Genomic DNA, 24,807 nt, shown 5'->3' on the forward strand with positions numbered 1-24,807 from the left:
CCCTTCTGAGTAGGGCGTTCATTTGTATCCCCGATGTATCCCCAAGTTTTTCCCCAGTACCGACGAGGAGCACCTGTGACCCAGACCAGCGACAACGTCACCTGGCTGACTCAGGAGGCGTACGACCAGCTCAAGGCCGAGCTGGAGTACCTGTCTGGTCCCGCTCGCACCGAGATCGCGATGAAGATCGCGGCGGCCCGCGAGGAGGGTGACCTGCGAGAGAACGGTGGTTACCACGCGGCCAAGGAGGAGCAGGGCAAGCAGGAGCTCCGTGTGCGCCAGCTCACCCAGCTGCTGGAGAACGCCAAGGTCGGCGAGGCTCCCGCCGCGGACGGCATGGTGGCCCCGGGCATGATCGTCACCATCGCCTTCGACGGCGACCCGGACGACACCCTGGAGTTCCTGCTGGCCTCCCGGGAGTACGCGAGCTCGGACATCGAGACCTACTCCCCGCAGTCCCCGCTGGGCACCGGCGTCAACGGCAAGAAGATCGGCGCCGACGCGGAGTACGAGCTGCCGAACGGCCGCAAGGCCAAGGTCCGCATCCTGGACGCCCAGCCGTACCAGGGCTGAGCCGGCCGCGCACCGCGCTTCGAGGAGCCCCGGACCCGTGCAAGTCCGGGGCTCCTCGCATGCGACGGCGCGGGGTCAGGCCGTGGCCGACCGGTACTTCCGCACCGACAGCGTCCGGAAGACCACGATGATCACCACCGACCAGATCAGCGAGGCCCACACCGGGTGCTGCATCGGCCAGGCGGCGGGCACCGGATAGCCGTCCGGCAGATTGCCGAACAGCCGCCGGGCCGCCTGCACGGTCGCGCTGAAGGGGTTCCACTCGGCGATGTTGCGCAGCACCGTCGGCATGTTGTCGGACGGCACGAACGCGTTCGAGATGAAGGTCAGCGGGAAGAGCCAGATCAGCCCGCCCGAGGTGGCTGCCTCCGGGGTGCGCACGGACAGCCCGATCAGGGCGCCGATCCAGGAGAAGGCGTAGCCGAGCAGGAGCAGCAGGGCGAAGCCCGCCACCGCCTTGGGGATGCCCGCGTGCGTCCGCCAGCCCACGATCACCGCGACGACCGCCAGCACCACCAGGGTCAGCGCGGTCTGCACCAGGTCGGCGAGGGTACGGCCGGTGAGCACGGCCCCGCGTGCCATCGGCAGCGACCGGAAGCGGTCGATGAGGCCCTTGTGCATGTCGTCGGCGATGCCCGCGCCCGCGCCCGCCGTGGCGAAGGTGACGGTCTGCGCGAAGATGCCCGCCATCAGGAACTGCCGGTAGGCCGAGGGGTCGGTGTTGCCGCCCACGGCGATCGAGCCGCCGAAGACATAGCTGAACAGCACCACGAACATGATCGGCTGGATCAGCCCGAAGATCACCACTTCGGGAATCCGCGCCATCCGGATCAGGTTCCGCTTGGCGACGACCAGGGAGTCGCGCACGGACTGGCCGACGCCGCCGTAGACCCTGGGCGTCGCGGTCCTGGCAGCGGCGCCGCTGACGGTGCTCACGAGGCCGCCTCCTTCCTCTCCTGCGCCGGATCCTGTACCGGATCCTGTACCGGGTCCCGCAACGGATCCCGCGACGGGTCCTGTGCCGGGTCGGCCCCCGCTCCGTCCGGCCCCTGCCCGTCCGCCTCCGGTCCGCCGTCCCCCTCCGGCTCCCCGTCCGCCCCTGCCTCCTCGTCCGTCTCCGCCTCCGCGGCGTGGCCGGTGAGCGAGATGAAGACGTCGTCCAGGGTGGGCCGGCGCAGCCCGATGTCGTCGATCTCGATGCCGCGCGCGTCGAGTTCTCTGATGACCTCGGCGAGCAGCTTGGCGCCGCCGGAGACCGGGACGGTGACCTTGCGGGTGTGTTCCTCGATCTTGGAGTCGCCCTTGCCGAAACCGCGCAGGACCTCGTCGGCGACGGAGATGTGCTCGGGCGCGTGCACGACGACCTCGACACGCTCGCCGCCCGTGCGGGCCTTGAGCTGGTCGGAGGTGCCGCGCGCGATGACCCGGCCGTGGTCGACCACCGCGATGTCGTGCGCGAGGTGGTCGGCCTCCTCCAGGTACTGCGTGGTGAGCAGCAGGGTGGTGCCGCCCGCGACGAGTTCCTGGATGACCTCCCAGAGCTGCTGGCGGTTGCGGGGGTCGAGGCCGGTGGTGGGCTCGTCCATGAACATCACGGGCGGGCTGACGACCAGGGCCGCCGCGAGGTCGAGGCGGCGCCGCATGCCGCCGGAGTAGGTCTTGGCGATGCGGTCCGCGGCATCGCCGAGGTTGAAGCGCTCCAGCAGCTCGCCCGCCCGCGCCTTGGCGTCACGCGCGCTCATCTGGTAGAGCTGGCCGACCATCCGCAGATTCTCACGGCCCGTCAGATATTCGTCCACGGCGGCGAATTGGCCGGAGAGGCCGATGACGCGACGGACCTCGTGGGGTTTCTTCAGCACATCGATGCCCGCCACCACGGCCGTTCCCCGGTCGGGTTTGAGGAGTGTGGTGAGCACGCGCACGGCGGTGGTCTTGCCTGCGCCGTTGGGGCCGAGCAGGCCTAGAACGGTTCCTTCCGGTACGTCGAGATCGACGCCGTCCAGAGCCCTGACATCGCCGAAGGTCTTGACCAGACCCTCGGCAAAAATGGCGCCTGGCATGGAGGTTCTCCCCGTTTGGGTGACGTATTACAGGATTTTACGTTCGCCGCAGTCGTTCCGCCCTGTGAATGAACCTCCCCATCGGTTCAGGCCATACCGGCTCAGGCCATGACCAGATATCCCGCTTCCCGCAGGGCCGCTCCCACCTCGGCACAGTGTTCCGGCCCCTTGGTCTCCAGTTGCAACTCCACTTCCGCTTCCGCGAGTCCGAGCCGTGGATCGGTCCGTACGTGCCGCACGTCGAGGATGTTGGCGTCGACCGCCGACAGCACCTCCAGGAGCGCTGCCAGCGCGCCCGGCCGGTCCGTCAGCCGCAGCCGGAGCGACAGATAGCGGCCCGCCGCCGCCATGCCGTGCCGCAGGACGCGCTGCAGCAGCAGCGGGTCCACATTGCCGCCCGACAGCACCGCGACGACCGGCCCCTCGAACGAGCCGGGCGCGGCCAGCAGCGCCGCCACCGGGCTCGCCCCGGCCGGCTCCACCAGCAGCTTCGCCCGCTCCAGGCAGAGCAGCAGCGCGCCGGCCAGCGCGTCCTCGGAGACCGTACGGACCTCGTCGACCAGCTCCGCGACGATCCGGAACGGCACCTCGCCGGGGCGTCCCACCCTGATGCCGTCCGCCATCGTCACCGGCGCCTCGACCGACACCGGGTGCCCGGCGGCCAGGGAGGGCGGATAGGCGGCCGCGCCCTCCGCCTGGACCCCCACGATCCGCACATCGGGCCGCAGCGCCTTCACCGCCACCGCGATGCCCGCCGCGAGCCCGCCGCCGCCGATGCCCACCACGATCGTACGGACCTCAGGGCACTGCTCCAGGATCTCCAGCCCCACCGTGCCCTGGCCCGCGATGACGTCCGGGTGGTCGAAGGGATGGATGAGGACCGCGCCGGTCGCCCGTGCATGGTCCCGCGCGGCCCGCATCGCCTCGTCCACGATCTGCCCGTGGAGACGCACCTCCGCGCCGTACTCCCGGGTCGCGATGACCTTCGGCAGGGGCGCACTCTCCGGCATGAACACCGTGGAGCGCACGCCCAGGAGCGAGGCCGCCAGTGCCACGCCCTGCGCATGGTTGCCCGCGCTGGCGGCCACCACGCCCGCCGCGCGCTCCCGTTCGGAGAGCCCCGCGATGCGCACATAGGCGCCCCGCACCTTGAAGGAGCCGGTGCGCTGGAGGTTCTCGCACTTCAGGTGCACAGGGGTGCCGACCAGCCCGGACAGGAAGCGGCTGCCCTTCATCGCGGTGGTCCGGGACACCCCGGCGAGCGTCTTCCGCGCGTGCCGCACCTCGTCGAGGGAGACGGCGGGCGGGGAGCTTCCGGACATCGGCGGAACCGTCCCGGACAGGGCGGATTCATCGGACATGGGAGGAGTCCCCAAGCCGTCCCTGTCGCCGACCCGTGCCGCCATACCCCCCAGTCTCGCAGCTCGCGCCCGTGACGACCGGCACAGGACGGATACAGCCGGGCATACCGGCACGGCGTACGGCGAGGCGTACGGGAACACGCATGACACCGCATACCGAGCGGTTTGCGCAGCGCCCGTACGGGAGCCTTTCCGGCCGCGTACTCTGTCCCCCAATCCTCAGCGATTCCCTGCCCGCCGCACGAAGTGAGCCCCAGGCCATGCCCACCCCTTCGGACATGACGACCGACCTCGCCCCAGGCGTCCTCGACGCCCTCCAGCACCAGGTGGCCGTCTTCGCCCGCCGCGCCGAACAGACCCGGCTCGGCGGTGTCGGCCAGGTCCGCAACTCCATGGACCGCGCCGCCTATCTGCTGCTCAACCGCCTCGACCAGGAAGGCCCGATGGGCGTCAAGGCGCTCGCCGCGGGCATGGGCATCGACTCCTCGACCGTCACCCGCCAGGTGGCGCCGCTGGTCGACACCGGCCTCGTCAAGCGCACCTCGCACCCCGAGGACGGCCGTGCCGTCGTCCTCCAGCTCTCCCCCCGCGGCAAGGGCCGTCTCGAAGAAGTGCGCGCCTCGCGGCGCGAGCTGATGGCGCTGGTCACGGAGGGCTGGACAGAGGACGAGCGCAACGTCTTCTGCACCCTGCTCACCCGCTTCAACTCCGCCCTCTCCGACGCCCTCCTGCCGGTGGCCCCGAGTTCTTGACGACATCTTGACCGAACACCGCCGCCTGCCCTCTCCTGGTGCGTACGACAGCAGCGCGTACGACAACAACGCGTACGGCAGCAGCGCGGAGGCGCGGTGCGAGAGCGACGGGCGGCCCGGGAGCGGCGCCGCGCCCGGGAGTTCGAGTCCTTCGTCGGGGGCGCGGGCGGCAGGCTGCTGCACGCCGCCGTACTGCTCACCGGGGAGGCCGCCGGAAGAACGGGCCACGAGGCCGCGGAGCGGCTGCTGACGGCCGCCCTGGCCGACACCTACGCGTCCTGGGACCGGGTGCGCGGCGAGGATCCCTACGACCACACCCGCCGGGAGCTCGCGGCCCGTTTCGCGCGCTCCGCCCGGCGCTACCGCCGCGCCCGCGGCGGTGTCCTGGCACAGCTCGCCCCGCGGGAACGGCTGGTGCTCGTGCTGCGCCTGCACGAAGGCGTCGGCGAGCAACAGGTCGCCGCCTGGCTGGGGCTGGGCGCCGAGCGGGTGCGGGTCATGTGCGCCCACGCGGTCGCCGCGGTGGCGGGCCATGAGCCCGCGTGACCGGCCGGAGGACGAGGTCCGGCAGCTGCTGGAGCGCTCGCGCCGCGCGGTGCCGGCCGGTCTCGCCGGCCGGGCCCTGGAACGGGGACGGCGAGTGCGGCGCCGGCGGCGTGTTCTCCGTTGCCTGACGGGGCTGTTGATGCTGGTGGCGCTGGCCCTGTGGTGGTTACGGGCGGCTGCCGCCGGGTGACGGCCAAGGGTTCAACCGCGGCCTGTCCGCCACCTGAAAGCGCCTTGCCGGTGTCCCCCGGACGAAGTCCGAGAGGGACACCGGGCAACCCGGCGGAAACGTCAGCCCAGCGCGCGGGTCAGGTCGGCCAGCAGGTCGTCGACCGACTCGATGCCGACCGAGAGGCGGACGAGGTCCGCGGGGACCTCGAGGGCGGAGCCGGCCACGGACGCGTGCGTCATACGGCCCGGGTGCTCGATGAGCGACTCGACGCCGCCCAGGGACTCCCCGAGGGTGAACAGCTCGGCGCGGTTGCAGACCTCGACGGCCGCCGCCTCGCCGCCCTCGACCCGGAACGACACCATGCCGCCGAAGGAGCGCATCTGCTTGGCCGCGACCTCGTGCAGCCGGTGCTCGGGCAGGCCCGGGTAGTACACCTTGGTGACCTTGGGGTGCGAGAGCAGCAGCTCGGCGACCCGCTCCGCGTTGGCGCTGTGGCGGTCCATGCGGACGGCGAGCGTCTTGATGCCGCGCAGCGTCAGCCAGGAGTCGAACGGGCCCGCCACGGCGCCCATCGCGTTCTGGTGGTAGGCGAGTTCGTCGGCCAGCGTCGCGTCGGCGGTGATCAGCGCGCCGCCGACGACGTCCGAGTGGCCGCCCATGTACTTCGTGGTCGAGTGGACGACGACGTCCGCGCCCAGCGACAGCGGCTGCTGGAGGTAGGGGCTGGCGAAGGTGTTGTCGACGACCAGCTTCGCCCCGGCCTCGTGGGCCACGGTGGCGACGGCGGCGATGTCGGTGATGCCCAGCAGCGGGTTGGACGGGGTCTCGACCCAGACCGCCTTCGTGCGGGGCGTGATCGCGGCCCGCACGGACGCCGGGTCCGAGGTGTCGGCCACCGACCACTCGACGCCCCAGCGGCTCACGACCTTGGCGAAGAGGCGGAACGTGCCGCCGTAGGCGTCGTTCGGGATGACGACGTGGTCACCGGGAGACAGGAGCGTACGCAGCAGGCAGTCCTCCGCCGCCAGGCCCGACGCGAAGGCGAGGCCGCGGCGACCGCCTTCCAGCGCCGCCAGGTTCTCTTCCAGCGCGGTGCGCGTGGGGTTGCCACTGCGGCTGTACTCGTAGCCGTTTCGCAGGCCGCCGACGCCGTCCTGCTTGTAGGTGGAGACTTGGTAGATGGGCGGAACCACGGCCCCGGTCAGCGGGTCCGCCTCCTGACCTGCGTGGATGGCGAGAGTTTCGAAAGAGTGCTGGTCGCTCATTCACCTGAGAGTAGTACCCGGTACACGGGAACGCTCATGTCATTTGTAACCGGAGTATGAACGATTTCCAGGGTTGCGGCGTTGTCACTCCGAAGGCCACTTCCGGCGACATTTCCGGAAGACTCCGTTCCGCGTCCCGTTCTCGTCCCGCTTCTCGTCCCGCTTCTCGTCCCCGTCAGGAAAACCCATGGAGTATCTGCTCATCCTGTTCGCCATCGTCGTGGTCTGCGGCGTCCTGGTCGTCCCCGCGATACGCCGGAGGCGCGCCGGGCAGGACATGCTCCAGGGGCACCAGGCCGCGGTCGACCCGGCCGGGGCGTACGGCCTGGTGCCCGCCGAGCGGCTGGACGTACGGCTGCCCGGCCCCGACCCGGAGCTGCTGGCGGCCGTCGAGGAGGCGCGCCGCACCCAGGACTGGAAGCCCGCCGCCGAGCTGCTGGCCCGCACGGACGCCAAGGCCGACGCCGAGCTGCGCTGGCAGCGCGTGCAGACGCTGGCGGGCGCGGCGTCCCAGGAGCTGGCGCAGACGCCGGGCACCGGCGGGATGTGGCTGCGGCACTGGCGCGTCGTGGCGCCGAAGGACGCGGGCGGCGCGGCGGTGCAGGCGGAGTTCCTGGTCCAGCAGGCGCTGCGCGACCCGTCCTCGCAGGACTACCGGATGATCCTGGAGGAGGCCCGCACGGTGTGCGGGGAGGCGGCGCTGCTGGCGCCGGGCGACCCCGTGCCGTACATCGTCCAGCTGGGGGTCGCGCGGGCGCTGGGGGCGAGCGAGGCGGAGTTCCAGTCCGTCTGGGAGACGGTCACCGCCCGCGCCCCGCACCACATGGGGGCGCACCTGGCCGCGCTGCGCTACTGGAGCGCGAAGTGGCACGGTTCGAAGGAGCAGTCCGACGCCTTCGCGCGGCGCGCGGCCGCCTCGGCGCCGCGCGGCAGCCTGCTGCCCGCGCTGCCGCTCTTCGCCGTCCACGATCACCTGCCGGACGTGATCCTGAGCGATCTGTACCGCGGCGCCGTGGTGTCGCAGGCGATCGAGGCCGCGCAGTTCGCGGTGGCCGGGGCGCCCGCCGACCACCCCGTGCTGCCGCACGTGCGCCATCTGCTGCTGTGGTTCCTGGTCCAGGCGAAGCGCTATCCGGAGGCGATGGAGCAGCTGCGGGCGGTCGACGGGCACATCGGGGCGGTGCCGTGGACGTACGAGGCGGACCCGGTGGCGGCGTACGCGGCGTTCCGGGCGGTGGCCGTGGCCGGGTGGGAGCGGTCGGGCAGGGCGGGCTGACGCGGGGCACCGGCGGCGGAGGGACGGGCGGTCCGGGCCACTGACGCGGGAATCGGCCCGGCCGTCCGCGCGTTGCACTGAGGACGCCACGTCCCTTGGAGCCGCCACCATGCTGTTCTCGCGCCACGAAACCCGTCTGCCGACGCCGGAGGAGGCCCTCAAGGGCCGTCCGGAGCCGGAATTCTCCCTCCCGGAGCGCCACACGGTGCTGGGCACGCCGCTGGCGGCGCCCTACCCCGAAGGACTGGCCGTGGCGGACTTCGCGCTGGGCTGCTTCTGGGGCGCCGAGCGCATCTTCTGGCAGGCGCCGGGCGTGTGGACGACGCTGGTCGGCTACCAGGGCGGCCACACGCCGAACCCCACGTACGAAGAGGTGTGCAGCGGTCTCACGGGCCACACGGAGGTGGTCCGCGTGGTCTTCGACCCGGCCGTGGTCTCCTACGAATCCCTGCTGAAGCTCTTCTGGGAGTCCCACAACCCGACGCAGGGCTTCCGCCAGGGCAACGACCGCGGCACGCAGTACCGTTCCGCGATCCACACCCACTCCCCCGCCCAGCAGTCCGCCGCCGAATCCTCGCGCCACGCCTACCAGTCCGTCCTCCAGGGCGCGGGCCACGGCACGATCACCACGGAGATCCTCCCGGCGGGTCCGTTCTTCGCCGCGGAGCCGTACCACCAGCAGTACCTCTCGCGCAACATTAACGGCTACTGCGGGCTGGGCGGGACGGGCGTCTCCTGCCCCGTAGGCGTCGCCCAGGCGCCTGAGGTAACGGAGAAGTAGCTGCCAGCTTCCCGGCCGGCACGAGTCCGTCGCTGTTCCCTATGGTTCAAGCGACGCTACGGAACGCCGCGCTGGCGTCACCTGCACACCGCTACGATTGCTCGTGGCCGCGCGTGAGGGAATCCTCGACCGTGACGCGTACAACGGCGCCAAGAGCATCAACCTGGACGCGGCCAGCGCTGATGGCGTGGAGGAGAAGGGCTCCGTGCCGGCCGCTGCTTAACGGGTCTGACAGTTACTAGCAGCGCTAGTCGACGCCCTTGAACCCGTCCTAGCGAATGATGCCAATCTTCTGTTTCGGTGCGGACCGGAGCCTCCTGGACGGCGTCCATGATCTTGGGCGGGCTCGCCACGTCCACACTGGTCAATCTATTCGTCGTGTTGTCCCTGTACCCCTCCGCTTCGGCGAGGGTGGTCGGTCGAGGGACGCTAGGGCTCTCGGCGTCCGAGACGCACGGCTTCATGCCGAAGGCGCGCTAGCTCATCCGGTGAGGAGAGTGTGGCGACGAGTCGCTCGGTGGGCGGATGCGCCCTTTCCGCCGCCGCGACTGCTTTGGCAAGTAGCTTTTCCTCGGTTAGCCCCTCGGCACCTGCGAAATAGATGACTTCATGTGTGTGAATGAGGTTTCCAGCGCCATTTCGCACGAGTACGACGTGACGCGCCGTTTCTTGCATCATTCTCTTACTCCAAGTACCCACTAGATTTGGAAATTCCCCTGGATCGGAACGTCCCATGCGTTGGCGACCGCGGTACCGGTCACCCACCCGTCCCAGGATCGGGCGGAGATATCGACCTCGGTAACATTGTCGAGGAAGATGACGTGGTCCCAGGTCCCATAGCCCTCACCGCCAATCGGCTTGAATGTGCCCCCCTGCACGCAGCTGGAGAAGCCAACCTCTCCGATCAGGCCGGTTCCTCCGATACCACCGACCGCAGCTTGGGCTGAGATGTTCACGGGCTGACCGAAGAGCCACGAAATGGAATTCGACGTCCCTCCCGAACCGCCCGGAGTGCCAAGGGAAGCAAAGTAAGCACCGTAGATCGCCACGATCGACCTCCTCAGTGAGCCATGACAGCGTTACCAGAATGATGGCACTATCAACGAGCCGCGGCCGGGATTGGTGTCCGTCGGCATGTCTGACGATCGACCCTCGTGTCGCTTCATGCGCTGACCCACGTCCGGCGGGTTGCAGCCCACGTCGAAGCGCGAGTACCGGATTTGCGAACGACGTGCCGCTGGCCGAACCGCCGGCCCACCTCGGCGACCAGCGCAGAGCACGAACTGGCGCTGAGGTGAAGACGCTCCATCTCGTGGATGCCAGGATCGAAATCAGGCTCTTAGCTAAGGCGGCGGATCCTGAGGACGACTTCAAAAGAGATCGACTGGGGGCCAGTTGGAAATATGGTTGACAATTGTCCACATGAGGTTGTCGAGGTCGATGCGCATCGTGTCGAGTTCTGCATCGTTGCGTGAGTTGACCAGCACGGCCCATCCTTTTTCACCGCTGGTGCGGACCATGATCGATGCCGTGCCTGGAACATCACCGGCGTGCCACCGATTTCCAACCGCGTTGGTAGCCCATCCTTTGGCGTAACCACCGGCGCCGACTGCAGTCGACGGTGTGCACATGGTTGTGATGGAGCCCGGCGACAGCAGGTCCGGCTTGGTGGGGAAGCCGTCCACGCGCACCAGGAAGCGCATCAGTTCGGTGGGGGACGCGATCCAGCCGCCATGGGAGTCCATGCGGGAGATGCGGATGCTGTACGGGCTGAGCGCACCCTGCTGCAGGTAAACGACCTCGTTGTTGCGGCGGTCGGCCAGAGTGTCGCCTGCTAGGTACATCTCGGTGATACCGCAGGGGATAAGAACGTACTTGCGTACGGCGTCTTCGTAGGGGAGTCCGGTCAATACTTCGATGATCCGGCCCAGCAGGCAGTACCCGAAGTTGAGGTACTCGAACGTTGAGCCTGGGGTGTGCGTGAGGGGTTCATCGTCCAGCGTTCGGTCGATCAGCTGCCGTTGGCTCAGTTCGAGGTACTCGAACATCGGGTCTTGCGACCCGGCCCAGCCGCTGGTGTGTTCCAGGAGGTGCTGCACCGTGATCTGGTCGATACCTGGATGGTAGGGCTGTGCGCCGAACCTGGTGCCCAGGATGCCGGACGAACCGAAAACGAGGTCGCTGAGGCGGAGTTGCCCCAGCTCGATCAACCGGAAGACAGTGACGGCCGTAATGGGCTTGGAGACGCTGGCGATGCGGAAGAGATGGCCAGGAGTGACGGGTGTGTTCGTCGCCGGATCCGTCACGCCGAATCCTCTGACGTAGACCAGACGGCCCTGCTCGGTGAGCGCCACAGAGGCGCCCGGCACACCGTGGCGGGTCATGAACGCCGTCACGACTCTGCGAATAAAGGTCTCGTCACCGTCACTGAGGCAAGGCTCATCCGGAAGGCGGGCATGGTGCCGTCGGCGACGCTCAAAGGATTTCAGCATCGGAACGCGAGTCCTCCCCGCACTTCATGGGTCACACCTTCACAAACGTGAATAGTCATGGCCTGCTGCTCCTTGCCAGAGAAAGCATGGCGGCTGCACCGTAGACCGACACCTTGAACGCGATCGCATCCGCACGTGCAAAGGCGTACACCACCAGTCTCCGACGGCATGCGTTCCAGCGCATCCGCAAGCAGGTCGTCCAGGCACTCTGAGTCCCGCCGCTACTCAGCCTTAGCCTGAGTTGGTCTTAACGGGTGCGCCCCGACCCTCGTGGGGCCGGGGCGCACCCGCGTACTGCTTCCAGCAGCATCAGGTACTTGCTGGGGAACGCCCGTGCTCCAGGTACTGAGGGTGAGACTGGGACCGCGATGTGATCGCTGCCTTCACGCGGTGTGCGAGTCGAGGGATCAGCAGCTCATCGAGGTCGTCTGCGGGATGAAACTCGGCGGCTAGCAGCTCGTCGGGCGCGAGCTTGATCCCGTCCAGCTCGTTCGGGTGCAGCTGCCCAACATCGAACGCGTACAGGACCTTGTCGCCCTCGGCCTCGCTTGGGGCCCAGTCTACGAACAGCAGCGGGCCGATGCCGGGAGTGATGCCCAACCCCTCCTCGACTTCTCGTCGGCAGGCGGTCAGAGGCGATTCCCCTCGCTCGATATACCCGCCCGGGATCTCCCACCAGCAGTACCTGGACAAGAACCCGGCGGGGTACTGCGGGATCGGCGGGACGGGCGTGAGCTGCCCGATCGGCGTGGCGCCCGCCGAAGGCTGATCGCGTAGCGGCCCGAAAAGAAGTTGAACGAGACGTCTCGTCTCGCTTAGCTTGGGAGACGTGACGACCCAAAAGCAAGGCAAGCGCGCCCATATCGCCATGTTCTCCATCGCCGCCCATGGGCATGTGAACCCGAGTCTCGAAGTGATCCGGGAGCTCGTCGCCCGAGGACACCGCGTCACGTACGCGATTCCTCCCCGCCTGGAGAAGGAGATCGCCGAGACCGGTGCCGAGCCGGTCCCCTACCGCACGACGCTGCCGTCGCCCGACAGCGACCCGTCGGCGTGGGGGACCACGCTCCTCGACAACGTCGAGCCGTTCCTGGACGACGCGATCCAGGCGCTGCCGCAGCTCGTCGAGGCGTACCGAGGGGACGAGCCGGACCTCGTACTGCACGACATCACCTCGTACCCGGCACGCGTCCTCGCCCACCGCTGGGGTGTGCCCGCGGTCTCCCTCTCGCCGAACCTCGTCGCGTGGGAGGGGTACGAGAAGGAGGTCGCCGAGCCGGCGTGGGCAGAGCCCAAGGCGACCGAGCGCGGCAGGGCGTACTACGAGAAGTTCACCAACTGGCTCACGGAGAACGGGATCACGCAGCACCCTGACCCGTTCGTCGGCCGCCCCGGCCGGTCGATCGTGCTCATCCCCAAGGCCCTGCAGCCGCATGCCGACCGGATCGACGAGAACATCCACTCCTTCGTCGGCGCCTGCCAGGGCGACCGCACGGCGCACGGCGACTGGGAGCGGCCCGCGGACGCCGAGCGCGTGCTGCTCGTCTCGCTCGGCTCGTCCTTCACCAAGCAGCCCGGTTTCTACCGCGAGTGCGTCAAGGCGTTCGGCGACCTGCCGGGCTGGCACGTCGTGCTCCAGGTGGGTAAGCACGTCACCGCCGACGAGCTCGGGGTGCTCCCCGGGAACGTCGAAGTGCACCACTGGGTGCCGCAATTGGCGATCCTGAGAAAGGCCGACGCCTTCATCACGCACGCCGGCGCGGGAGGCAGCCAGGAGGGCCTGGCCACCGCCACTCCCATGGTGGCCGTCCCGCAGGCCGTCGACCAGTTCGGCAACGCGGACATGCTCCAGAGGCTCGGCGTGGCCCGCCACCTCCCGATGGAGCAGGCGGACGCCGCCACCCTCCGGGCGGCGGTGCTCGCGCTCGTCGCCGACCCGGAAGTGGGACGCCGCCTCACGGCCGTCCAGCGGGAGATGGCCACCGAGGGCGGCACCCGGCGGGCGGCCGACCTCATCGAGGCCGAATTGCCCGCCGAGTAAAGGCGCCGGCGGTACCTGGACAAGAAACCGGCGGGGTACTGCGGGATCGGGGGGACGGGGGTCAAGCTGAGTAACCCGTCGGGCGGCAGGTCCTGCCCGACGGGGATCGCGCCTGCTGGTGGGTGACCAGCTCAGTTCTGGCTGATTACATTCAGGTGGGCGCTCGCCAACCGGGAGAAGCTGTCCAAGAGCGCTTTCCCCTTGGCGGCTGTCGCCAGCGACGGCTGGCCGATGATGCCGTTGGTCGTGTAGCCCGCCATGCCCAGCGTGAGCAGGTGCGGGCGTTTGGGCGCCGAATGGTCGTCCGCGTCTATACCGTCGTGGACGAGGTGGGGCGCGCCGTGGAGGAGGAGCGAGACCTCGAACTCTCCACCGTGCATGTCCTCGGCCCCGCTGCTCTCCAGCTCGGCGTCTGCTCGGGCCTGGGCGCGGTCCTCGCTGACGGGGAACAGGGCCACGCGGGGGCCGTTGACGTTGAGCTCCTGGACGACGTTCGAGAGGACGTAGTTGCCGCCGTGGCCGTTGACGATGATCAGTCCGGAGTGGCCGGAGGCTTCGAGTGATCTCCAGATGTCGTTGACCATCGAGTACAGGGTCGCGGCGCTGATGCTGACGGTGCCCGCCATGGGGGCGTGCTCGTGGGAGCAGGAGATCGTGATCGGCGGCAGGAGAAACAGGTCGTGGTCATCGGCCAGGCGGCGGGCGATCAGGCAGGCGATGGCCGTGTCGGTGATCAACGGCAAGTGGTCGCCGTGCTGTTCGAAGCTGCCCACGGGGAGGACCGCGACGGTTCGGCCGCGACGGCGCTCGTCGCCGGTGGTGGCTTGCGTGATCAGTTCGTCCATGACTTCAGGATCTCTCACCAAATCTGAGCGCGTCATGCCACAAACCGATCACGAATGGTCTCGAACTGCTCGATAAACGTCGCCACCGTTGGCAGGCTGCGCTGGGATTCCATGGCGCTCGCGAGCGTGGAGAGTTCGGCGAACGTTCGGGCCGACCGTGTCTGCCTGACGATTCCGAGTGCCTTGAGCGCAGCCTCGGCCCCGCTATCCGGCTCGCGGGCCGTAACGTACGCGCGGGCGAGCCGTGCCAGGTAGACCCCGCGGTCGTTGCGGTAGACCTTGGGAAGCTCCTCCAGCTCCCGCTCGAAGAGCTCGATCGCGCGCCGCGGATCACCGAGATCGATCCAGCAGTTGGCGCGCTGTATCTCAATGTACGTCGGGGTGCAGTAGGACGTGTCGACGGTCGATCCGGCGTTGGCCTCGGGCGCCTCGGAGGCCAGTGCGTACGCCTCGTCGAACTTGGCGAGCGCCGCCTTCGGGTTGCGCATCAGGGCGTAGCCCTGGGCTTCCTGCTGGGCGGCCAGTGCCGTGATCTGAGGCGTGAGGTCCGGTAGTCGCTGGGCTGCTCTGGCCAGTCCCACAGTCTTCTCCGCGCTGGCCCTGGCGGCCGCCTGGTGGCTCTTGCGGAAGAGGATGTACGACTGCATGTGGTCGTCCGCGGCCTCTTGGGCCCATTCCATCGAGCGGTCGGACCACAGGGCGGCCCGCTGGAAATCTCCGAGATCCTGGTAGAGCCACCCGATGAACTCGGCTGCCCGGCCGCCGACGCGCAGGAGTGACTGCCGAGACGTTCCGGTGGCGGTCTCCAGCAGCCGCGTGATGCTCTGCACCTGCTGCACGACGGGTGGGATGCTGCAACGGGCCCCGAAGTAGTTCGCCCCCTTGTAGTGCTGGGGCAACTGGCTCTCGATGAGCGCTGCGACGAACTCCGGGTCGGTGACCTCATCGCCCGGACCGTCCATGCCGGGGAGGTCCGGAAAGCCGTCTGCCGCTGCCGTGCCGGCTTCGGTGGGCGCGGCCGAGAAGCCCTGGTCACCGCAGGTTTCCCACGCCCGGCGGGCGAGCCCGAGCATGTGGCCCGGGATGCGCAGCCCGTCGGCCACTCGCTCGATGACGCGGATGTCCTTCACCTCGCGCTGCCCTTTGATCACCTCGCCGACCGCGCTCGGTGTGAGCTCGACGCGGCGGGCGATGAGCGAGGGGTAGAGCCCGGCCCGCTTCGCCGTCTTGAAGATCGTGGAGAAGTCGCGGGCGCGGCAGGCTTCCACGAACTCGGGCTCTCTCAGCAGACGTGGCGGAAAACCCTGCGGCAGTTCGCACTGGGGCATGAGCGGCGCTCCGGGGACGGACGGATTCGCTTTGGGGCCATGCAAGTTGTGTTACCGGCGATTTTACCCATGGTGGGTAACCACGCCGGGCTCGTTACGCGAACGACCGCCCTCGAGACTCCTCTGCATGGCGAGAAGACAGGAAGTCGCTAACAGGCAAGAGGTGACGCGGCGTTGGGCTCGCCACCCTCGCTGCGTCGGCCTGGCTCGCACGGAGCTGCGCAAGGCACTGGCGGACTGGGGGTTGGTGGCCGTCGAGGACTCGGCGGCACTGGTGCTCTCGGAGATCCTCACGAACGCGGTCGTACACGCGCGCGTATCACGCGGACGAGAGATCCAGACCTGTTTCCGGCGCGAGGCCGACGGCGTTCGCATCGCCGTCGACGACGCGAGCGACAAGCAGCCGACGATGCGCGCCCCGGACGTGGAAGGCGGCAGGGGCTTGACTCTCGTGGCCTGCCTGTCCGACGACTGGGGCGTGAGCGACCGGGCTGGGCCCGGGAAGTCGGTGTGGGCTGTACTCAAGGCTTCGTATGGAGAAGGCGGTGACGACAGATGCTGGCAATGACGGCGCGGCGCGGGGACTTCGTTTGGATCCGTGGCAGGTTGCACGAGGTCAAAGCGGCACGGACGGAGCAGAACGCCCGGGGCAGGCGGGAAATGGTGCTGATCTTCAAGGACGCACCCGCAATGAGGGTGGGCATGACGGAGCACCTTGACGCCATGCGGGGCAGGCCGGGAGCGCGATGATGCTGGTCAAGGTGATGCTGCGGGTAACGAGCTGGGTGCTTGGGTTCGTGGACCGCAGGTTGCAAGGCGAGAGGTCCGCAGGTCCGGCGGCCGCGACGATGGTGTGCGCGTCGTGCGGCTCGTCGTCGGCGATCTCGGAGTTTCCGGGTGATCCACGGGGGTGGGCCTTGGGGCACGCCGGACGCACCGGGCACATGCAGTACACGTCAGTGCGCACACGCCCCTTCTGGGTGACCGCTCAGGGGGCGCAGCCATAGACCGGGCGGGGGCCGTTCATTCCTGGGAGGGTTCCGACGGCCCCCGCCCTTGAACCTCTCTACGCTCGCCCGCTGTTCACGCAGCTTGGCTGACGTCCGCACAACACCGATCATGCGACCGGACCACCCCTTTTCCCTTGGCAGGTGGGGGTGGTCCGGCAGGGGTTAGCGAGCGACCCCGGTGCCGATGGTACCGGGGCGTTCGTCGTGTGTTCGTGCGACGCCTCACAAGATCCAGGTTGAGCCAAGATTCCTTGAGGGGTGATGAGTTGACGTTCGGGCCGGGGGATGAGGCGTTCGAGATCGGCAACGTGGAGTTCGGGGTTGAGGAGTTCGACCCGGATGCGGCGTTGTGGGCGCGCGGGGTGGAGTACGTGGCGGGCTGGGCTGAGGCGCGGGATGTGGCGGCTGAGCTCGGCCAGGCGTTGGCGGGGGCGGGCGTGGATGTGTCCGCGGTGCGGTTGCGGGCGGGCTCGGCAGCGGACGGCTCGGGGGTGGTGCAGGTGGAGCTGCCAGCGTCGGCGGCGCGGGCGGTCGCTGAGGACTTCAGGGGCTATGGGCTGAGAGAACGTCTTACTGCGTCGGCTACGGCGCAATGCGGTACTCAACACTCAACATGACGACCGCGCGGCCTTCCGCCACAACCACACTCTACGATCTGTCTACGCGACGTGATCAAGAAGGGGTAGCAGTGGCAACGGATGCAAGAAACCACGCACGGAGGCCCCAACTCGCCCCTGACTACGGGGCTCCTCCGGGACGTACCTCGTATCAGCATCGCTTCCGAACGTCGGTTCTGCCACCCGCAGCCAAGAAGGCAAAATTGGATGAACTCCACGAAAAGATCGATGAAGTAATTGAGTTCGCCGATTCGGTGGATTTTGAACACCCCACTGCATCACTTGGGCTCCTCTTCGATTCCCCCCTCACAGCGCCCGAGATGAAGGATGCTGCTCGCAGCGCACTGGAGTTCACGCACCAGGCCACCGAAGTGGTTGACCAACTCCTCAAGTGTGAGGAGATAGCGCGATCCTGCATCCGTTCAGCTCGAGGCGTGGATAAATCGCACCGGCGCCGCAAGACAGCCGATTGGATGCTCCACGACGTCAACAAGGCCGTTGAAGGGTTCCGAAGCCTATCCTCCATCCCGATCATGTTGGGGGCGTGGGAGAAGACGTTCTGCTACGCCTCCTCGCCAGTTTTGGACATGCATGGGATGTTCGAGCCAAGCCGGAAGCTACTTGATCGATTTGCGAGTCATGTCAGGGAAGCTGGCGTTCTAATCGAGGCGATCAACAGATCCGCAGCCGAACTCACTGAGGCGCTGGAGCACTTGACCCCCGAGCTAGCCCGCCCGGTGGCCGCGATGCATATGGAAGACATCGACAGCCTGCACTACAGCGAGTTCGAGTACTTCGTAGCTGATCTGATGGATCGCGATGGATACCGGGTGATCCGCTCTGGGGGCGGCGCGGGCGACCAAGGTGGCGACGTGATTGCGATGGATGAGTTCGGTCGGCATCTATTGGTGCAGTGCAAACATGGCACTGGGAAGAGTGTGGGGCAGGACGTCGCCCAGCACCTCTACGGCGGTGCCATGGCAATCCACACAGGCACGCTTCCTATCATCGTGACCACCCAGCAAATCACCGGCGGAGCCCGGGAGTGGGGGCGAGAGGGAGACCGTGTTCGGTTTGTCGACCGAGTTGGCCTCAAGCGCTGGGCGGAGGATGGTGAGCGGTTGAACGCCGTGATCGCTCCGTCGGCGAGACCTTGAATTGCAGTAGTTGAGAGCCCCCGTCGACGGGGGAAGAGTTGCTGGTGCGCCCAAGTGTTCGCTGTGGCTGTTCAGGCTTGAGCCACGGGAGGTCAGCCACTACGGCGGGGCGGCCGACGCGTGTGTCTCCAGCAGCCACACACTCGGCCTCGCCACGCTGTCCCTGTTCGTGCGGGCGCCACCACGTTACGGCCGCCGGGCGTGGCGGGCCCCAGCCGACTTGGCCTTGATCGTTAGCGTACGGAACTTGGCCTTGTGTGCGGGTGTCGGGGCGATAGGTGTTTGGCCAGGACCAGCCGTCAGGCCACAGCCCGGGCCAAGAGCGCGCTGCCGCCCGGCGCGCCCGTGGGCGCGCCCTTGAAAAGAGCGGACCCCGCGGACCCCGCACACCGCCCGGCGTGCGGTCCGGGGCGGTCGGTGCCAGCGTGGAAGGGAGAGCGTGTGCGTGTTCTCCGCGAGGCGCGAGGAGGAGCTCATGAGCAGCGCCGAGATCTGGGACGCCCGGATCGTCATCAGGGAGGAAGGCCGCGAGGCCCACGCCGAGGCGCGGCTGAGCGGCAAGGGAACGCAGCGGATGACCGGTCACGGTTCCGCCGTCTGCAACCCCGCCGACGAGAACGTCCCCGCCATCGGGGACGAACTGGCGGCGGCGCGCGCCCTGTCCGACCTCAGCCGTCAGCTGATGCGGACCGCCGCGCAGGACATCGAGGAGCACACCCACGAGCCCGTCCGGGGGCTGCGCGGCTAGCGAAGGAGAGCCCGCGATGACCGGTGCCAAGGCGTGGACGGTGGAGATCGTCATCGAGGAGCACGACCATACGGTCACGGCCGAGGCCCGGATGACGGGCAAGGGGCCGGGGCCGATGGTCGGCGAGGGAACGGCCCGTTGCCATCCCGCGGACGAGAACGTCCCCGCCATCGGGGACGAACTCGCCGTGGCGCGGGCCCTGGCGGGGCTGACGCATCAGCTCATCCACAGTGCCGTGGAGGACATCGAGGAGCACACGCAGGAACGGGTCTCCGGCCTGGCCGACTGAGCGGGCTCGCCGAAGTCCGGCGCGGGGAAGCGCCGATCCGCGGCTCCGTCGCGTGGGCGCGGCCGACCACCGACGGCCCGCAGTCGAATGACCGCACTCCCGGCGAAGCGCTCAGCCGGCCCGCCGCGCCAGGAAGCGGAAACTTCTCTTCCCGACCGTGACAGCGCAGTCGTCGAAGCCCGCCGCGCGCAAGCGCTCCCCCAGGGTGTCCGGCGGTACGGGGACGCACGTGTCGCCGAGGTGGACCAGCCGGAAGCCCCAACTGCTCAGCGCGTCACTGCCGGCGAAGAGGCCGCCCGGCCGCAGAACGCGGCCGGCCTCGGCGAAGAGGCGGTTCTGGGCGCCGGGCGAGGGCACATGGTGGAGCATCGTGAAGCAGGCGACGGAGTCGAAGTGCCCGTCCGGCAGCGGCAGGTCGGCACCGTCGGCGTGGACGACCTCGACGCGGTTCCCGAACTCGCGGCGCAGCCGGGCCGCGTAGCCCGCGTCGGCCTCCACGGCGGTGAGGAGTTCCGTGGTCCCGCGGAGCAGTACGCGCGTGGTGGCACCGTAACCGGGGCCTATCTCCAAGGTCTTCGGCCCGAGACGGACGCCCTCCAGGGCCCATGGCAGCAGTTCGTCCTCGATGGTGCGGGCCCATTTGCCGGAGGAGCACAGACGGCGGTGAATGAGGTTCATCGGCATGTTCCGAGGCTAGGAACAGGGGAGGTGTGTCGTATACGGGCCAGGAGGCCAATTCATGTCGCGAGACGGACAGCAGCGCTGGGACGGCCGGATGCGCGGTGACCGGTGCGCGGGGCCGGACCCGGCCGCGGGGAAGGACGGCGCGAGCCATCTCGTCGCCCCGCCCGGCAGCGCCGTCGCCGTCGGCAGCTTCGCGCTCGACGGCGGCGAGTGGTTCGGGCGCCACGAACACGCGGCGCACCAGCTCGCCTGGGCGCCCCACGGCGTCCTCGCCGTACGCGCCACCGGCCGTACGTGGGTGCTGCCGTCCACCGTCGCCCTGTGGATCCCGGCGGGCACCGCGCACTCCACGGGCGCGACCGGCAAGGCGTTACTGCGCAGCCTGTACTTCTGGCCGGACCGCTGCCCGCTGACCTGGCGCGAGCCGCAGGTCGTGCCCGTGTCGGGGCTGCTGCGCGAGCTGATCGGCCATCTCGCGCAGGATCAGGACGCGCTCGCCCCCGACGCCCGGCACCGCGCCGAGCGGGTCGTCTTCGACCTGCTGCGCCCCGTGTCGGTGACGACCGTGCGCGCCCCGATGCCGACCGATCCGCGCGCCCGCCGTGTCGCCGAGGCACTGCGCCGCGACCCCTCGGACAACCGGACGCTGGCGGAGTGGGGCGCGGTCGTGGGGGCGGCCGGGCGGACGCTGGCGCGGGCGTTCGCGGCGGGGACGGGGATGACGTACGGGCAGTGGCGGACGCAGCTGCGGCTGCAGGCCTCGATGCCGTTGCTGGCGGCGGGCCTGCCGGTGTCCGCCGTGGCCCGGCGGGTCGGCTACGGCTCGCCGAGCGCCTTCGTGGCGGCCTTCCGCCGCGGGGTGGGCGTCCCGCCGGGCACGTACTTCACTCCGGCCGGCGGGCCGAGCGGCCGCGGTGCGGCCTGACTTCGCGCACGCGACCGGACGCCGGCCTCTCCGCTCCCGGGGAGCGGCCTCCACGAGACCGGCGCACGGACGTGCCACTCACCCGGTTCAGCCGATGCCGGGCTCGATCTTGCCGTGGGCGTTCGCGGGCATGAACTTCTTGCTGCCCTGGTAGTGGACCTCGTAGCCGGAGCCGAGCGCGTGGATCCACAGCAGGGGGTCGAGGAGGTTCGATCCGCTGTCGAGACGCGCGACGCCGGTCGCGTCGGTGACCGCGGTACCGATCTGGCGGCCGTCGGTGAGCGTGAAGGTGATCGGCTGGCCCTTGATGGGCTGGCCGTCGTTGTCGATGAGCGTCCCGCTGATCTGGGCCTGCGCCTGCCCGAGCACGGTGCCCTTCACGGTCGCCGCGGTGAGCTGCGGGTACTCCTTCTCCGGGTCCGGCTGGGGCTGCGGCGGGTAGTAGTACCCGTACGGGCCCGGCTGGGGCTGTGGCGGGTAGTAACCGTAGGGACCGGGCTGCGGCTGGGGCTGGGGGTACCCGTACGGTCCGCCGGGCTGGGGCTGCGGCGCGTATGGCTGTGTCACCGGAGAACTCCTCGTGGTCATGTGCGCTGAGTTTCTTCGTCGAGCCGGTGCGCGGCGAATGAAGGATCGGGCCGACGCGGATCCGAGAACACCGATACAGACATTCGAGAACGTCCTATAATCCGGATATCGCTCCGTCGGCGCTTTCTCCCTGCCGTGCTCAAAAGGTACGCCGACCGCCAACTCGGCCACATCGGCCCTATCGAGCCATCCGGCCGGAAAAAGAGAAATGAGACACGGCACCCCGCCGCCTAGGGGCGCCTTGCCGAACGGGCAGGTCAGGAGAGCCGAAGGGACGCCCCAGCCACACCCTCACCTGGAAACTCCTCGACCGCGGCCGGAATCCGCACGACAACCGTTTCTGCAAGCAAGGGCGCGGATCGGGATAGGCCGAAAACCCGGAGCGTGTCGCGGCCGACGGTGAACCGAATTCCATGGCCGATGTCTCACGCCCGCCTCACGCCGCGGCGAACAATCGAAAAACGCCGTGCGTCGCGGACCGGCAGCCGCATGCGAAATGGGCGACGGCTCAGCGCAGATTCGCCGCGTCCGCCGCTTCCTCGCCCCGCGCCCAGCCCTCCGCGTTGCGGCCCTTCAGGCGGTGCGAGGTCGTCGTCGGGAAGAGGCGGGACGTGGTGTCGCCGACGGCCACGTCCCGGGCCGCCAGCACAGGCAGGACCTCGGCGGCCTGCGGCGCCACCACCTCGTCCGCGGCGGTCGTCAGGCGGTCGCGGATGCGTGCCGCGTAGGCGATGAGGAAGGACTCGCGGAAGTCGCGGGTACGGCGGGAGCGGCCGCGGGCGTGATGAGCGTCGCCCGCGCGCCGCATCGCGGTGGTGGCCTGCACCAGCAGCGAGGTGTACATGAGCTCCACCAGCTCCAGGTCGGACTCGAAGCCGACGACCGTGGAGAAGTCGTGGTCGCCGGACCAGACCGAGCGGCAGTGGTTCGCCTCGGCGACCGCGTCGAGGAGGAGCGCCTTCGCGGACTCGTACGGGCCCTCGACGCCGATCCGGCAGGCCGCCGGGCCGTCCACGGGCCCGTCCGTGTGAGCGGCGAGCAGCGCCTCGTCCATGGAGTACCGGGCCATGAGCTGCTGCGCCTTCGCCGACAGCGCCTCCGCCTCCTCGGCGAACTGCGTCGACTCCGCCTTCGCGAGCAGCGCCCGGATACGGGCGAGCATCCGGGGCTCGACGGCGGGGGCGTCCGCGGGCCGCCGCCCGGCCCCCGGCAGCGGGCCCGCGGCGCCGATGCGGGGCAGCCCCGCGACCAGCCGCAGCGCGCCGAGCGCGCACGCCACCGTCTCGAAGCGGCTCAGCCGCTCACGGCCCGCGAAGCCGTCCAGGAACGCGTCGTCCGCCTCCCACCAGACCCGTGCGCCGAGGTCGCCCAGCTGGGCCGCCCAGCGCGCGCCGAGCGTGTCCGGCGCGTACCGGCGGGCCTCCGCCGCGACGGCGTCGACGGTGAAGCGAAGCTCGGCTGCGGTCAGGTCGCGCCGCGCGAGCCGGGCCACGTCGGCGGGCTGCCAGCCGTACTCCCAGGCCCGGCGCAGCGCCCGGTCCGCGGCGCGCAGCACGGCGCGGCTCAGGACGGCCGGTCCCGCGGGGGTCGCGGCCAGCGCGGACGCGGCGGTGTAGACCGCGTCGTCGAGGGCGTCCGCCGCCAGGGCGCGCAGCCCGGCCAGCGCGGTCTCGACGGCCGCGAGCAGCTCGTCGTCGCCGGGCGTCGCCTCGGGCCGCGCTCCGGGCCGCTCCTGCCGCTTGCTGCGCTTGGCCACGGGACTCTCTTCCGACGGGGTGTGGACGGGCGTCACGGAGTCACGCTGGAACGTCAACTTCCGTACGTCCCATTCTCCCGGAAGAGGCGATTCACCCGGACGGCAGTCGCAGCTGGAACACTCCCATCGACCGCTCGGGTCGGTAGCCGAGCAGCTTGTTGACGGCGCGCATCGGGCCGTTGTCGTCGGCGACGGTCGTGGCGATCTCGCGGACGGGCAGGTCCTGCTCCCTCAGCAGCCCCAGCAGGCGGCGTTTGACGGCAAGTCCGAGGCCACGGCCGCGGTGGGCGGGGGCGACGGCGGTCGCGAACTGGACGGCGCGGACGTCGTCCGGGGAGCGCAGCACGACCTCGGTGTACGCGGCGTGACTGCCGTCCGGGGCGACCACGACGGCGGACAGCACCACCCCGCCGCGCTCGACGATGGCGCGCTGTGCGGAGGTGACGCGTTCCGCGGTCCACCGGGTCACGCTCAGGTCCAGGTCGCCCTGCGGTACGTCGTGCATGGCCGCGTGGACGACGGCGAAGCGCGCGGCGTGTTCGGGAGGTACGACGCCGGTCCACGTGACGAAGCGGTAGCCGTCGGGGAGGTCGGGGTCGGTGGTCTCGTCGGCCACCCGCTGGACGTACCAGACCATCGACAGCGCGCTGTCGAAACCGTGCGCCTTGGCGAACGGTTCGCCCGCGCCGCCGATTTCGACCTCCGCGGACACCGAGGTCCGGCCCTCCGCGACGATCGCCTCGCGCAGCGCGTGCCAGATGCGGGTGCCGGTCCCGCGGCGCCGGTGCTCGGGGCGGACGGCGAGCTCGCCGATCCAGGCGTTGGACCGGTTCTCGTCGTCCTCGAACAGCCGCACCCAGCCGACGCCGGCATAGCCGTCGGGGCACGGGACGGCGACCTTGACGTAGTGGCTCAGCAGGGACGGGACCAGCAGCGCGCCGGCCACTTCGGCCCTGCCGGGCGGGGGGACGGTGGGGGGCATGTCGTGACGGTGTGCGGCCGTGACGACGGCGTGCCATGCGTCGATTTCGGCCTCGGTCGGGTGATCTCCCAGGCGCTGCGCTTCGCTCATCCTGGGGACCGTATGGCCTGCGGCCCGCACTGTCGCATGATTTTCAGCCCGTGGACCCCCGGCTGCGGGCCGGCCCGCGCCTGCGGCGGGCTTTTTCCCCAGCCCCGCCCCTTCCCGCTGCATCCGATGCGCGGCTCCGCCGCGGCCCCCGCCCGGCTGCGGGCCGGTGGGCGCTTTTCTTCCCCAGCCCCGCCCCTTCCCGAAACCGGGGGAGACCCCCGGACCCCCGACCACGCTTCGCGCGGTGTCCTCAATCGCCGGACGGGCTGGATTTCGCGGACCGTGGCTCTTTGACCTGCGGCCCGCAGGCTTGCGGCCCGCAGGCGGCGGACTACGCCGACAAAATCAGCCCGTCCGGCGTTTGAGGACGCGGCCGCAGGCCGCCCCCCGCCGCAGGCGGCGAACCGGCCCGCAGCCGGGAAACGGCAACGGCCCTCCCCGCGGAGCGTTCCGCGGGAAAGGCCGTTGC

General features: G+C 69.6%; 26 protein-coding genes and 3 pseudogenes. 16 read left to right on the forward strand and 13 right to left on the reverse strand.

The window, feature by feature from the left end:
- The first annotated feature begins 75 nt into the window (after nt 1-75).
- The gene (gene greA / locus ACWD4A_RS01545; RefSeq protein ID WP_451187878.1) at nt 76-573 is read left to right on the forward strand and encodes a transcription elongation factor GreA; all 498 of its coding nucleotides are present in this window, start codon (nt 76-78) and stop codon (nt 571-573) included.
- Between the two features lie 75 nt (nt 574-648).
- On the opposite strand, the gene ACWD4A_RS01550 is transcribed toward greA, so the two are convergent.
- From ACWD4A_RS01550 to ilvA, 3 genes are all read right to left on the reverse strand, one after another.
- Nucleotides 649-1,509, reverse strand: coding sequence for an ABC transporter permease (locus ACWD4A_RS01550; RefSeq protein ID WP_451187880.1), 861 nt, complete (start codon nt 1,507-1,509; stop codon nt 649-651).
- Nucleotides 1,506-2,633, reverse strand: a complete 1,128-nt coding sequence (locus ACWD4A_RS01555) for an ATP-binding cassette domain-containing protein (RefSeq protein WP_451187882.1) — start codon at nt 2,631-2,633, stop codon at nt 1,506-1,508. The genes ACWD4A_RS01550 and ACWD4A_RS01555 overlap by 4 nt, the downstream gene beginning before the upstream one ends.
- A 101-nt stretch (nt 2,634-2,734) precedes the next feature.
- Entirely contained in the window at nt 2,735-3,955 is a 1,221-nt protein-coding gene (gene ilvA / locus ACWD4A_RS01560; protein WP_451187884.1) for a threonine ammonia-lyase, read from the reverse strand.
- A gap of 299 nt (nt 3,956-4,254) precedes the next feature.
- Between ilvA and ACWD4A_RS01565 the strand changes: the two genes are divergently transcribed.
- From ACWD4A_RS01565 to ACWD4A_RS01575, 3 genes are all read left to right on the forward strand, one after another.
- Nucleotides 4,255-4,746: a MarR family winged helix-turn-helix transcriptional regulator gene (locus ACWD4A_RS01565; RefSeq protein ID WP_451187886.1), complete on the forward strand. Its 492-nt coding sequence runs from the start codon at nt 4,255-4,257 to the stop codon at nt 4,744-4,746.
- A 96-nt stretch (nt 4,747-4,842) separates the two neighbouring features.
- Nucleotides 4,843-5,292 (forward strand): sigma factor-like helix-turn-helix DNA-binding protein, encoded by a 450-nt coding sequence (locus ACWD4A_RS01570; protein WP_451187887.1) that lies wholly within the window; start codon nt 4,843-4,845, stop codon nt 5,290-5,292.
- The gene (locus ACWD4A_RS01575) at nt 5,279-5,482 is read left to right on the forward strand and encodes a hypothetical protein (RefSeq protein ID WP_451187890.1); all 204 of its coding nucleotides are present in this window, start codon (nt 5,279-5,281) and stop codon (nt 5,480-5,482) included. Before ACWD4A_RS01570 ends, ACWD4A_RS01575 begins: the two co-directional genes overlap by 14 nt.
- 101 nt (nt 5,483-5,583) lie before the next feature.
- Here ACWD4A_RS01575 and ACWD4A_RS01580 read toward each other — a convergent pair whose 3' ends face one another.
- On the reverse strand, nt 5,584-6,729 hold the full coding sequence (locus tag ACWD4A_RS01580; RefSeq protein ID WP_451187892.1) for a cystathionine gamma-synthase: 1,146 nt from the start codon (nt 6,727-6,729) through the stop codon (nt 5,584-5,586).
- A 187-nt stretch (nt 6,730-6,916) separates the two neighbouring features.
- On the opposite strand from ACWD4A_RS01580, the gene ACWD4A_RS01585 reads away from it, so the two are divergent.
- Both ACWD4A_RS01585 and msrA read left to right on the forward strand, forming a co-directional pair.
- Nucleotides 6,917-8,005 (forward strand): hypothetical protein, encoded by a 1,089-nt coding sequence (locus ACWD4A_RS01585; protein WP_451187895.1) that lies wholly within the window; start codon nt 6,917-6,919, stop codon nt 8,003-8,005.
- A 109-nt stretch (nt 8,006-8,114) separates the two neighbouring features.
- On the forward strand, nt 8,115-8,786 hold the full coding sequence (gene msrA, locus ACWD4A_RS01590; protein ID WP_451187897.1) for a peptide-methionine (S)-S-oxide reductase MsrA: 672 nt from the start codon (nt 8,115-8,117) through the stop codon (nt 8,784-8,786).
- 698 nt (nt 8,787-9,484) lie between these two features.
- Here the strand turns inward: msrA and ACWD4A_RS01595 are convergent.
- The 3 genes from ACWD4A_RS01595 to ACWD4A_RS01605 form a co-directional block, all read right to left on the reverse strand.
- Entirely contained in the window at nt 9,485-9,835 is a 351-nt protein-coding gene (locus ACWD4A_RS01595) for a hypothetical protein (RefSeq protein WP_451187899.1), read from the reverse strand.
- Between the two features lie 321 nt (nt 9,836-10,156).
- Complete coding sequence (locus tag ACWD4A_RS01600; RefSeq protein WP_451187902.1) at nt 10,157-11,278, reverse strand: serine hydrolase domain-containing protein; 1,122 nt, start codon at nt 11,276-11,278, stop codon at nt 10,157-10,159.
- 309 nt (nt 11,279-11,587) lie between these two features.
- Nucleotides 11,588-11,971, reverse strand: coding sequence for an NUDIX domain-containing protein (locus tag ACWD4A_RS01605; protein ID WP_451187905.1), 384 nt, complete (start codon nt 11,969-11,971; stop codon nt 11,588-11,590).
- On the opposite strand from ACWD4A_RS01605, the pseudogene ACWD4A_RS01610 reads away from it, so the two are divergent.
- From ACWD4A_RS01610 to ACWD4A_RS01620, 3 pseudogenes are all read left to right on the forward strand, one after another.
- Nucleotides 11,943-12,047: pseudogene (locus tag ACWD4A_RS01610) on the forward strand (peptide-methionine (S)-S-oxide reductase MsrA); the annotation flags it as partial. The gene ACWD4A_RS01605 and the pseudogene ACWD4A_RS01610 overlap by 29 nt on opposite strands.
- 23 nt (nt 12,048-12,070) lie before the next feature.
- Nucleotides 12,071-13,319 (forward strand): annotated as a pseudogene (gene mgt, locus ACWD4A_RS01615) (macrolide-inactivating glycosyltransferase).
- A 6-nt stretch (nt 13,320-13,325) separates the two neighbouring features.
- Nucleotides 13,326-13,445, forward strand: a pseudogene (locus tag ACWD4A_RS01620) (peptide-methionine (S)-S-oxide reductase MsrA); the annotation flags it as partial.
- Between the two features lie 5 nt (nt 13,446-13,450).
- Here the strand turns inward: ACWD4A_RS01620 and ACWD4A_RS01625 are convergent.
- Both ACWD4A_RS01625 and ACWD4A_RS01630 read right to left on the reverse strand, forming a co-directional pair.
- Entirely contained in the window at nt 13,451-14,164 is a 714-nt protein-coding gene (locus ACWD4A_RS01625; protein WP_451187907.1) for a creatininase family protein, read from the reverse strand.
- A gap of 32 nt (nt 14,165-14,196) precedes the next feature.
- Entirely contained in the window at nt 14,197-15,492 is a 1,296-nt protein-coding gene (locus tag ACWD4A_RS01630; RefSeq protein ID WP_451187910.1) for a hypothetical protein, read from the reverse strand.
- Between the two features lie 247 nt (nt 15,493-15,739).
- Here ACWD4A_RS01630 and ACWD4A_RS01635 point away from each other — a divergent pair, with 247 nt between their 5' ends.
- The 6 genes from ACWD4A_RS01635 to ACWD4A_RS01660 all read left to right on the forward strand — a co-directional run bounded on the left by ACWD4A_RS01635 (nt 15,740) and on the right by ACWD4A_RS01660 (nt 19,313).
- Entirely contained in the window at nt 15,740-16,060 is a 321-nt protein-coding gene (locus tag ACWD4A_RS01635; protein ID WP_451187912.1) for an ATP-binding protein, read from the forward strand.
- Between the two features lie 196 nt (nt 16,061-16,256).
- Nucleotides 16,257-16,499 (forward strand): DUF7848 domain-containing protein, encoded by a 243-nt coding sequence (locus tag ACWD4A_RS01640; RefSeq protein WP_451187984.1) that lies wholly within the window; start codon nt 16,257-16,259, stop codon nt 16,497-16,499.
- Between the two features lie 254 nt (nt 16,500-16,753).
- Entirely contained in the window at nt 16,754-17,119 is a 366-nt protein-coding gene (locus tag ACWD4A_RS01645) for a hypothetical protein (protein WP_451187915.1), read from the forward strand.
- Nucleotides 17,120-17,322: 203 nt separating this feature from the next.
- The gene (locus tag ACWD4A_RS01650) at nt 17,323-18,276 is read left to right on the forward strand and encodes a restriction endonuclease (RefSeq protein WP_451187918.1); all 954 of its coding nucleotides are present in this window, start codon (nt 17,323-17,325) and stop codon (nt 18,274-18,276) included.
- A 475-nt stretch (nt 18,277-18,751) separates the two neighbouring features.
- Nucleotides 18,752-19,024: a DUF1876 domain-containing protein gene (locus ACWD4A_RS01655; RefSeq protein ID WP_451187920.1), complete on the forward strand. Its 273-nt coding sequence runs from the start codon at nt 18,752-18,754 to the stop codon at nt 19,022-19,024.
- A 16-nt stretch (nt 19,025-19,040) separates the two neighbouring features.
- On the forward strand, nt 19,041-19,313 hold the full coding sequence (locus tag ACWD4A_RS01660; protein ID WP_451187921.1) for a DUF1876 domain-containing protein: 273 nt from the start codon (nt 19,041-19,043) through the stop codon (nt 19,311-19,313).
- A gap of 111 nt (nt 19,314-19,424) precedes the next feature.
- Here ACWD4A_RS01660 and ACWD4A_RS01665 read toward each other — a convergent pair whose 3' ends face one another.
- Nucleotides 19,425-19,997: a class I SAM-dependent methyltransferase gene (locus tag ACWD4A_RS01665; RefSeq protein WP_451187924.1), complete on the reverse strand. Its 573-nt coding sequence runs from the start codon at nt 19,995-19,997 to the stop codon at nt 19,425-19,427.
- A gap of 55 nt (nt 19,998-20,052) precedes the next feature.
- On the opposite strand from ACWD4A_RS01665, the gene ACWD4A_RS01670 reads away from it, so the two are divergent.
- Nucleotides 20,053-20,922 carry an AraC family transcriptional regulator gene (locus ACWD4A_RS01670; protein WP_451187927.1) on the forward strand — a complete coding sequence of 290 codons (870 nt, stop codon included), beginning with the start codon at nt 20,053-20,055 and terminating at the stop codon, nt 20,920-20,922.
- An 87-nt stretch (nt 20,923-21,009) separates the two neighbouring features.
- Here the strand turns inward: ACWD4A_RS01670 and ACWD4A_RS01675 are convergent, their stop codons facing one another.
- The 3 genes from ACWD4A_RS01675 to ACWD4A_RS01685 all read right to left on the reverse strand — a co-directional run bounded on the left by ACWD4A_RS01675 (nt 21,010) and on the right by ACWD4A_RS01685 (nt 24,338).
- Nucleotides 21,010-21,489, reverse strand: coding sequence for an Ig-like domain-containing protein (locus tag ACWD4A_RS01675; RefSeq protein WP_451187930.1), 480 nt, complete (start codon nt 21,487-21,489; stop codon nt 21,010-21,012).
- Nucleotides 21,490-22,018: 529 nt separating this feature from the next.
- Entirely contained in the window at nt 22,019-23,197 is a 1,179-nt protein-coding gene (locus ACWD4A_RS01680; RefSeq protein WP_451187986.1) for a DUF2786 domain-containing protein, read from the reverse strand.
- 160 nt (nt 23,198-23,357) lie between these two features.
- Nucleotides 23,358-24,338, reverse strand: a complete 981-nt coding sequence (locus ACWD4A_RS01685) for a GNAT family N-acetyltransferase (RefSeq protein ID WP_451187933.1) — start codon at nt 24,336-24,338, stop codon at nt 23,358-23,360.
- Nucleotides 24,339-24,807 lie beyond the last annotated feature (469 nt).

The organism is Streptomyces sp. NPDC002537, assembly GCF_053594975.1.

Excerpts from the sequence above, each read along its gene's own strand:
- ACWD4A_RS01670 (WP_451187927.1), top strand. The coding sequence starts at position 20,053 with ATGTCGCGAGACGGACAGCAGCGCTGGGACGGCCGGATGCGCGGTGAC.
- ACWD4A_RS01630 (WP_451187910.1), bottom strand. The coding sequence starts at position 15,492 with ATGCCCCAGTGCGAACTGCCGCAGGGTTTTCCGCCACGTCTGCTGAGA.
- ACWD4A_RS01660 (WP_451187921.1), top strand. The coding sequence starts at position 19,041 with ATGACCGGTGCCAAGGCGTGGACGGTGGAGATCGTCATCGAGGAGCAC.
- ACWD4A_RS01555 (WP_451187882.1), bottom strand. The coding sequence starts at position 2,633 with ATGCCAGGCGCCATTTTTGCCGAGGGTCTGGTCAAGACCTTCGGCGAT.
- ACWD4A_RS01655 (WP_451187920.1), top strand. The coding sequence starts at position 18,752 with ATGAGCAGCGCCGAGATCTGGGACGCCCGGATCGTCATCAGGGAGGAA.
- msrA (WP_451187897.1), top strand. The coding sequence starts at position 8,115 with ATGCTGTTCTCGCGCCACGAAACCCGTCTGCCGACGCCGGAGGAGGCC.
- ACWD4A_RS01565 (WP_451187886.1), top strand. The coding sequence starts at position 4,255 with ATGCCCACCCCTTCGGACATGACGACCGACCTCGCCCCAGGCGTCCTC.
- ACWD4A_RS01640 (WP_451187984.1), top strand. The coding sequence starts at position 16,257 with ATGCTGCGGGTAACGAGCTGGGTGCTTGGGTTCGTGGACCGCAGGTTG.
- ACWD4A_RS01580 (WP_451187892.1), bottom strand. The coding sequence starts at position 6,729 with ATGAGCGACCAGCACTCTTTCGAAACTCTCGCCATCCACGCAGGTCAG.
- ACWD4A_RS01575 (WP_451187890.1), top strand. The coding sequence starts at position 5,279 with ATGAGCCCGCGTGACCGGCCGGAGGACGAGGTCCGGCAGCTGCTGGAG.
- ACWD4A_RS01625 (WP_451187907.1), bottom strand. The coding sequence starts at position 14,164 with ATGGACGAACTGATCACGCAAGCCACCACCGGCGACGAGCGCCGTCGC.
- ACWD4A_RS01665 (WP_451187924.1), bottom strand. The coding sequence starts at position 19,997 with ATGCCGATGAACCTCATTCACCGCCGTCTGTGCTCCTCCGGCAAATGG.
- ACWD4A_RS01585 (WP_451187895.1), top strand. The coding sequence starts at position 6,917 with ATGGAGTATCTGCTCATCCTGTTCGCCATCGTCGTGGTCTGCGGCGTC.
- ACWD4A_RS01600 (WP_451187902.1), bottom strand. The coding sequence starts at position 11,278 with ATGCTGAAATCCTTTGAGCGTCGCCGACGGCACCATGCCCGCCTTCCG.
- ACWD4A_RS01685 (WP_451187933.1), bottom strand. The coding sequence starts at position 24,338 with ATGAGCGAAGCGCAGCGCCTGGGAGATCACCCGACCGAGGCCGAAATC.
- ilvA (WP_451187884.1), bottom strand. The coding sequence starts at position 3,955 with ATGTCCGGAAGCTCCCCGCCCGCCGTCTCCCTCGACGAGGTGCGGCAC.